Source organism: Arthrobacter sp. Soil736 (assembly GCF_001428005.1).
Lineage (GTDB): Bacteria > Actinomycetota > Actinomycetes > Actinomycetales > Micrococcaceae > Arthrobacter.
In genome coordinates this window covers 1-6,701 of record NZ_LMSB01000051.1, presented here as the reverse complement: position 1 = coordinate 6,701, position 6,701 = coordinate 1, and the positions used below count along the sequence as shown (strand labels likewise).

The window sequence follows — 6,701 nt, the reverse complement described above, 5'->3', positions numbered from 1 at the left end:
GTCCTCGCGTCCCTGCATAAGACCAGTCTTAACCACCAGGCTCACGAGTCCAGCCGACGCGCCCCACATCCGCCGATTAGTTCAGCAGTCTCCTAGGCTAGGGCCCCGCGCCCGGCGGTCAGCCCGAGATCCCCTCCCCGCCATCCTCTTCCCGGCCAGTAGACCGGCGCCGGAAGCCGGCGTCGTCCACGGAGGTGAGCTCGACGTCGTACCAGCCATCAGGTGCAGGCCACCCGAGTTTCTTTCGTTGCCCGGACTTCAGCACGAGCTTTTCAGCCGCCTCGGCATACTGCAACGAGCGCACTTCAAGGCTTACGGTGCCCGGACCATGGTTGCTGATCTCCAGACCCACGTCGCGCATGCCGCGCCGCCCCGTGACGGTGAGGTCGACGCCGGCCGCGGCGCCCGCCGTCGAACCCTTCAGTTCGTACTGGAAGCGATTAGGGCCGAGGACCGTCAGATCGAAGCTGCCCGCGGGAACAGGCACGTGGAGTTCCTGCCGTCCGAGGACGTCGATGTGCTGCGGTTCTGCGAATTCCCCTTCATAGCCATAGACGATAAAGTGCGCGGACTGCTTTCCGCTGTTTGCCAGCTCGAGCGTGACCCCGGCTGCATCGCCGGCGCCGTGGACCCGTGGCCTGTAAGGCAGCGGACGGGCCGGCCGCGAACCCGGCTCCTGGACGGGTGCCGACTGGACGGCGGGAGGGCTGGGCTGCCAGCGGCTGATAGCCGGCGGCACGGGCCCGGGATGTTCCGGCGCCGGGGGCTTGCCGGCGGCGTCGAAGTTGAACACGCTCGTCAGGTCCCCGCAAACCGTCCGGCGCCATTCGGAGATGTTGGGCTCCTCGACGCCAGTCCAGCGTTCCAGGAAGCGGATCACGGAGGTGTGGTCGAAGACTTCCGAGCTGACATAGCCGCCTATGGTCCAGGGCGATACAACCGTCATGGGAACCCTGGGCCCCAGCCCGATGGGCTCACCAGTGAACCAGTCCGTCGATTCTCCCGACGCCGGCCGCGGCTGGACAGGCGGGGGAACGTGGTCGAAGTAGCCGTCGTTCTCGTCGAAGTTCAGGAAGATCGCGGTGGTGGCCCAGGTTTCCGGGTCGCTGGCGACGGTGTCGAGCAGCCTGTAGACGAAGTTGGCGCTCCCAACGGGGGTGGACGCGCTGGGGTGCTCCGAGTCCGCAGCGGAAGGGACAATCCAGCTGACCTGCGGCAGGGTTCCTGCGGAGATGTCCGCACGCAGCCGCTCAAGCAGCGTGTTCGGCTCGCCCCGCCACATGGCCTTATCGAAGAGCGCCCTGTCCGCTTCGTTCAAGCGGGCCCGGCCCTCCTCAAGCTGGGCAAGGAGGTGTTCCTGTTCAGCGGGCGTCTTCCCGGCGAGCTTGTCGTAGAACTCTTCCGTCGTGCGGAGTGTGCCGTCCACGGAGGCCAGCATGGTGTGGCCGATTTCCTTGAAGGTCTTGAAGTACTCGACTGCATTGTCCGTGAAGTTGTCCCAGTCCTGGTAGATCCGCCATGACACCCCGGCCGCCTCCAGCCGCTCGGGGTAGGTGGTCCAGTCGTAGCCGGCGTGGTCGTAACCGTAGGCGGCATTGGTGACGGCACGGTTCGCGCTGCCGGGCTCGTTAAGCGTGGTGCCGGACCACAGGTAGTTGCGGTTGGGATTGGTGGAACCATTCACCGAGCAGTGGTAGGCATCGCAGATGGTGAACGTGTCGGCCAGCTCGTACTGCAGCGGAAGATCGGATCGCTCGTAGAACGTCATAGTGGAGGGCCCCTTGGCAGGAATCCACTTGTCGCACCAGCCGTTGTTCCACGCCGCTGTGGTGCCCTTGAAGGAGTGGTCGAGGGCACCCAGGTACTGGATGTCGGAACCGGGCCGACCGGCAAGCTCTGCGGCCTTTCGCAGCGAGAACGGCAGCACGGGTTCGCCCGTGGTGCGGGGCTGCTCGAACATGGACCTGCCATCGGGCAGTCGCGGCGTCGATTTGTCGCCGTAGCCGCGGACGCCGCGCAGCGATCCGAAGTAGTGGTCGAAGGACCTGTTCTCCTGCATAAGCACGATGACGTGCTTGATGGCCTTAAGGCTACCCGGCCGGACGGGCTGGGCCATCGCCGCCTGCACCGATGGTGGGAGCAGTGAGCCCGTAGCGGCAAGCGCCGTCGCCGCCGCCGCAGTGCCCAGGAAACCTCTGCGGGACAACCCCGACGTAGCAGTGCGTTCGGAGCGGGGGACGAGGGGGGACATGTATGGGTGCCTTTCCGAGGGTGTTGTTGCCACCGATCAAGTTAGGGCGCCCGGGTGAAGGCGCCGTTGCGCGCCGGGAAACTGCTAGGGCATGTCTCCTAAATCCTTGAGCCAGATGGTGATGACACGGAGAACAACCAAACTCACCACGACTCGCAAGTCGTCATGGCCGTGCGCAATAGCCCAAAGTGCCCTGGATTACTATCGATCCTCCTGCATGCCACAGCCTGTGACACAAGTGAGGATCTGACCCGGTTCATACGCAGAGGGCGATATATATTGCAGCCGGCACGGCCGGCCAGCGTCGAGGCGGCAGCAATGACGGCTCCCCTTCCGGGCGCCAGCTTGTCATAATCACGGCTATCAGCAATGGCCGCTGCGGGAGCGGCGGCACCCTGCGCCGGCTTAGTGCGGTCGACGGGCTACGTTGTCATCGAGCTCAAGACCGGCAAGTTCCAGCCCGAGTAGGCCGGTTATGCGCAGTGGGACGTTATGCCTGCGGCGGCGTGATCTGTCCGGTCTCAACATAGTTGTCAGTTCCGGATTAGCTCCTCAGCTGTGGATCCCGGCAAGCCTCAAGTGAGTGTCGCGAAAGGGGATCGGTTAACGGTCACCAGGTGACATTTAGCGCTGCGAAAAGTCCGCCACTTATCGCTGCGAATCTGTGGTTCGTCGCTTGTTCCGAAAGGGGAGCGCGTTCAACACAGCATTGCGCATCGTGATGCCCGATCGGGTCTTGGGTACAAGGAGGCGCGATGCGATGCCGGCGCCCCGTTGTAGCGGTCGCACGTGTTTGCGGTGCCTGTGTTCATAGCTGGCGAAAGCGGCGGTGTGGTCATCCGGGTGGGCGGCAATCGCGTCGGCGAGGGTCTTGGCTCCAACGATCGCGCTGCTGGATCCTTCACCGAACAGCGAGATGCAACTCGCCGCGTCACCGAGCAGCACCACGCGGCCGGCGGTCCACTGCGGTACGTCCACGCGGGTGACGGCGTCGAAGTACCTATCGTCGGACGCGCCCCATTCCTCGAGCGCGAGCGTGGTGAGCCATCCGCCGCCGGCGTAGGTGGACTCGACGAGGCGTCTGCCTTGTTCCGCGTCGCGGTAGTCGAAATCGTGCTGCCCCCGGAAGATGAATGCGAACCCGGGCTTCCCACCCGCCGGATGGATGGTCAAGGAGGTTCCCGGTTCGTTGTACAACAGCACGGTGCGCGGATCTTGGATCGGCGCAGGGGCGCGCACGGTGCCCACGAACATGCCGAATGGGCGGGAAAAACGCTCTTCGGGGCCGAACGCCAAGCGCCGAACGGTGGAGTGGAGTCCGTCGGACCCGACGACCAGGTCGAAGCGACGGGAAGGGGTCCGCTGAAATTCGACGTCGATTCCGCCGCCGTCCTGGTGCAAGGCGGTGATCGAGTCGTCCCGGATGATGAGGCTTGTCTCCTGGGCCTTCTCGAGCAACAGGCCGACGAGTTCATTGCGTGCGACCTCGACCTCCTCGTGGCGGTCGACGCGTTGGCGCGTGCGGATCGTGGCCTGTGGCCGCCCGTCGGCATCGACGAAGACCAGGCGTTCGACACCGGTGGCAGCCTCCTCCAGGCGCGACCAGATGCCCATTTGCCGTGCAATAGCGACCGCTCCTCCGCGTACATCGATGGGGTTGCCACTAGATCGTGTGCCGGCCGCTCGTTCCACAATCGTGACCGACCAACCGGCCTTCGCCAGCCAGTACGCGGCGGTCGAGCCGGCAATTCCGCCGCCGGAGACCAGTATGCTGCGATGCACCATGCCCCCATTCAAGCACTCAACACCAGAGGTGAGTCCGCATCGCTGTGGATTCCAGGGGACCGCCGCAGGTCTGCAGCCTCATACCAACCGGACCCGCCGCTATCTGGGGGGAGCGCTGCCGGGTCCGGCCTGTCCCGACCGCGCAGGCTGGCAGGCTCCTCCCGGCAGGACACCATCCATACTGAGAAAAAACCCTCGGAAAAAGGTCGTAACCATGCGATTAAAGTCGCCTAAGGCCACCAATTCGTGGGGGTCCGAGCCTTGGCTGAGCGCCGTCGATAGACGATGCAGGGCCTAGGCGAACCCGAACAGGGCGGGAAGAGCAGAACTACGACGGCGGCCCAGGCGCCGTAGACCGGCAGGTACCGTGTTTGCCAGCGCTCGATGGCAGTGAACGGGCGCCGGCCGCGCAGGAATCCGACGGCGAGCCATGCCGCCCCGAACAGGTGGACCAGAAGTACAACGTTTAGGCCAAGCGCGGCGATCTTGTTGGGGCTGTAGCCGAACTCGGCGATACGCGTAAGCATCGCCGTCAACATCACGGCATCGACACCAAGGGCCGCGACCACCAGGACCAACTGCAGGGCATCAAACAGCCCGGGAGGAGCGAGTGAGTCGCGGGCGGAAATCGAGTAGAGCAGCAGGCACAGCACGAGCACGAGGATTGCGTCCATTAGGATGAGCAGGTTCCGGTCGATGTCGACGAAACCACCCGCGGTGGCAAGTACGGGCAGAAGCACCAGCAGCATGACAACCGTCAAGGGCGTGAATACGCGCGTGAGGACGGGCGCGATGTTTTCGACGACCTGCTGCTTGGCTTCGACGAGCCAGCCCGCGACCACAAGCGCCCCGGGCACCGCGAACGGCAGGATCCAGTCTTCCAGGACCGGTTCGAAGTCGGCGCCGATGATCCGGAGGGTGGCGAGTGTGAGCGCGATCAGGACGGCGCCCCCGAGCGCGAGTAGCGTGAAGTAGATCGCGAGCTCACCGGTAAACCGGACGAAGTCCATGCGTCGCCTGTCGGACCGCCACCTCCCTCCGACGTAGGCCACTCCGGCCAGCAGCCACAGGACTACCAGGGCGTGGAGGGCGGCGAGCATCCCGGTGGAACCGCCTGACGCGAATGGGTAGAGGTTGAGCGCGACTGCCAGAGCGGCGAAGGGGACGAATAGTGTCACCGTCACCGCCACGGAGAATCGGCGCTTCCACGCGAAGTATGCGGCCAGGAAGGGGAAGACGAGCAGGCCGACGTTGCGCATCAGCGCTTCGTCTCCGTTGATCCATGCAAGGCCAGCCTTGACCGCCACACCGGCCCCGACAGCCAGTGCAAGGACGACTGCCAGCTCGCGCCAGGGTGGGGTGCCGGCGTCGTCGGAACCCTCCGGAACTAGGACGAGCTGCTTCCACAGCCGGTCGGAGTGTTCGCGGGCAAACTCGTGGGAGACGGCGTCGAGGTTGCCTAGGCGCTTGATGGCGACGAGGAAAGCCTCCTCATCATCCAGGCCGGTCGCTTGCCGGTCGGCAATCTGCTCGCGCAGGTGGTCCTCCAGCTCGTCAACGTCCGCGGGGGAGATCGCCTGGCTACGCTGAACAAATCCGCGCCACCGGTCGATCTGGGCCTCCAGCTCAGCGTGTGACTCCATTACGCACACCCCTCCACCGCGGCAGGGAACGGCGGCGTGGTCTGCCACACCTGGCGCAGCGCGTCTGCGACTGGCCTGCACTGTGGCCGTGCTCCATGCGACCCCGCGCCGGTACCTCAAGCCCCAGAAAGAATCGGTGCTCGCGCACTTCTTTGTCCGGTTCCTCGCGCTGACGGCTGCGTTTATGGTGTGGGGCCTATCCGTGGTGGCCAGCGACTCGATTTCCACAACGGTGCAGGCACTGGCCGGGAACTCGGAGCGTGCGGTGACGTCGTTGGGGTTCAACCTGCTCCTGGCGGCGGTCCCCCTGGTTGTGTCGGTGTTGTGGATGGCGCTTATTGTGCGCTGTGCGTGGTTCCTGCGCCGTCTCCGCGGCTGGCGCCAGAACCCGCAAGATTCGCGGCTGCCCAAGAGATTCCTGCGGCATTCGCCCCAACTCCGGCGCGTTGTGGTGGGTCTCGCCCACCCAGGCCTGCTTCTGGTGGCTGGGCTTGGCACGTCGGTTCTGGCACTCTTCCTCGGCGCCATGGAACTCACGCTCAACCTGATTGCCTGAGGACCGGCAGCTTCCGGCAGGAAAGAGACCTCTACCCTGGGCGCGGGGCTGCGCGGTGGCGTGGATTTGCCGGAGCGTACCGGCCGTCACCTGTGTGGTGGTCACGGAGGCATGGCCCGGGAGTTCTTGGACTACCCGACGTCGGCGTCGCCTTCAAGGAGGTGTGCGGCGAACGACTGCCGCAGGACCGGGATTTTGTAGGTTGAGGGTTCGGTCTGTTCAGGCCGGCGTGACGCTCGTCGAGCGGCTGCGCGTCGCTCATGGCTGACTCTGATGGCCTACCCACATTCGGCGAACGAAGGGTGTGCACAATGTGCACACCTTCGGCTTCGGATCGAGCCGTACATCGGTCGGATCGGGCCGGATTCGGTATATATCAAGCTGTTTGTGACAGCGGGTTGGTTTTGTAGTTGATGCCGGCGTGGGACGGGGCGGCTGGTGCGGTGGGTTTGTTTCGGTACCGGTG

The 6,701-nt window shown here is 64.9% G+C and carries 4 protein-coding genes and 1 pseudogene; 1 reads left to right on the top strand and 4 read right to left on the bottom strand.

The features are described from left to right. Positions 1-118: 118 nt before the first annotated feature. From ASG92_RS23170 to ASG92_RS23160, 3 genes are all read right to left on the bottom strand, one after another. Positions 119-2,251: a phospholipase C, phosphocholine-specific gene (locus tag ASG92_RS23170; protein WP_056634066.1), complete on the bottom strand. Its 2,133-nt coding sequence runs from the start codon at positions 2,249-2,251 to the stop codon at positions 119-121. 648 nt (positions 2,252-2,899) lie between these two features. After that, positions 2,900-4,036 (bottom strand): FAD-dependent oxidoreductase, encoded by a 1,137-nt coding sequence (locus tag ASG92_RS23165; RefSeq protein ID WP_056634065.1) that lies wholly within the window; start codon positions 4,034-4,036, stop codon positions 2,900-2,902. Positions 4,037-4,266: 230 nt separating this feature from the next. Beyond that, entirely contained in the window at positions 4,267-5,679 is a 1,413-nt protein-coding gene (locus ASG92_RS23160; RefSeq protein ID WP_240987270.1) for a permease prefix domain 1-containing protein, read from the bottom strand. A gap of 88 nt (positions 5,680-5,767) precedes the next feature. On the opposite strand from ASG92_RS23160, the gene ASG92_RS23155 reads away from it, so the two are divergent. Then, entirely contained in the window at positions 5,768-6,235 is a 468-nt protein-coding gene (locus tag ASG92_RS23155; RefSeq protein WP_240987269.1) for a hypothetical protein, read from the top strand. Positions 6,236-6,268: 33 nt separating this feature from the next. Here ASG92_RS23155 and ASG92_RS30090 read toward each other — a convergent pair. Then, a pseudogene (locus tag ASG92_RS30090) lies at positions 6,269-6,420 on the bottom strand (tyrosine-type recombinase/integrase); the annotation flags it as partial. Between the last annotated feature and the right edge of the window lie 281 nt (positions 6,421-6,701).

Excerpts from the sequence above, each read along its gene's own strand:
- ASG92_RS23160 (WP_240987270.1), bottom strand. The coding sequence starts at position 5,679 with ATGGAGTCACACGCTGAGCTGGAGGCCCAGATCGACCGGTGGCGCGGA.
- ASG92_RS23170 (WP_056634066.1), bottom strand. The coding sequence starts at position 2,251 with ATGTCCCCCCTCGTCCCCCGCTCCGAACGCACTGCTACGTCGGGGTTG.
- ASG92_RS23165 (WP_056634065.1), bottom strand. The coding sequence starts at position 4,036 with ATGGTGCATCGCAGCATACTGGTCTCCGGCGGCGGAATTGCCGGCTCG.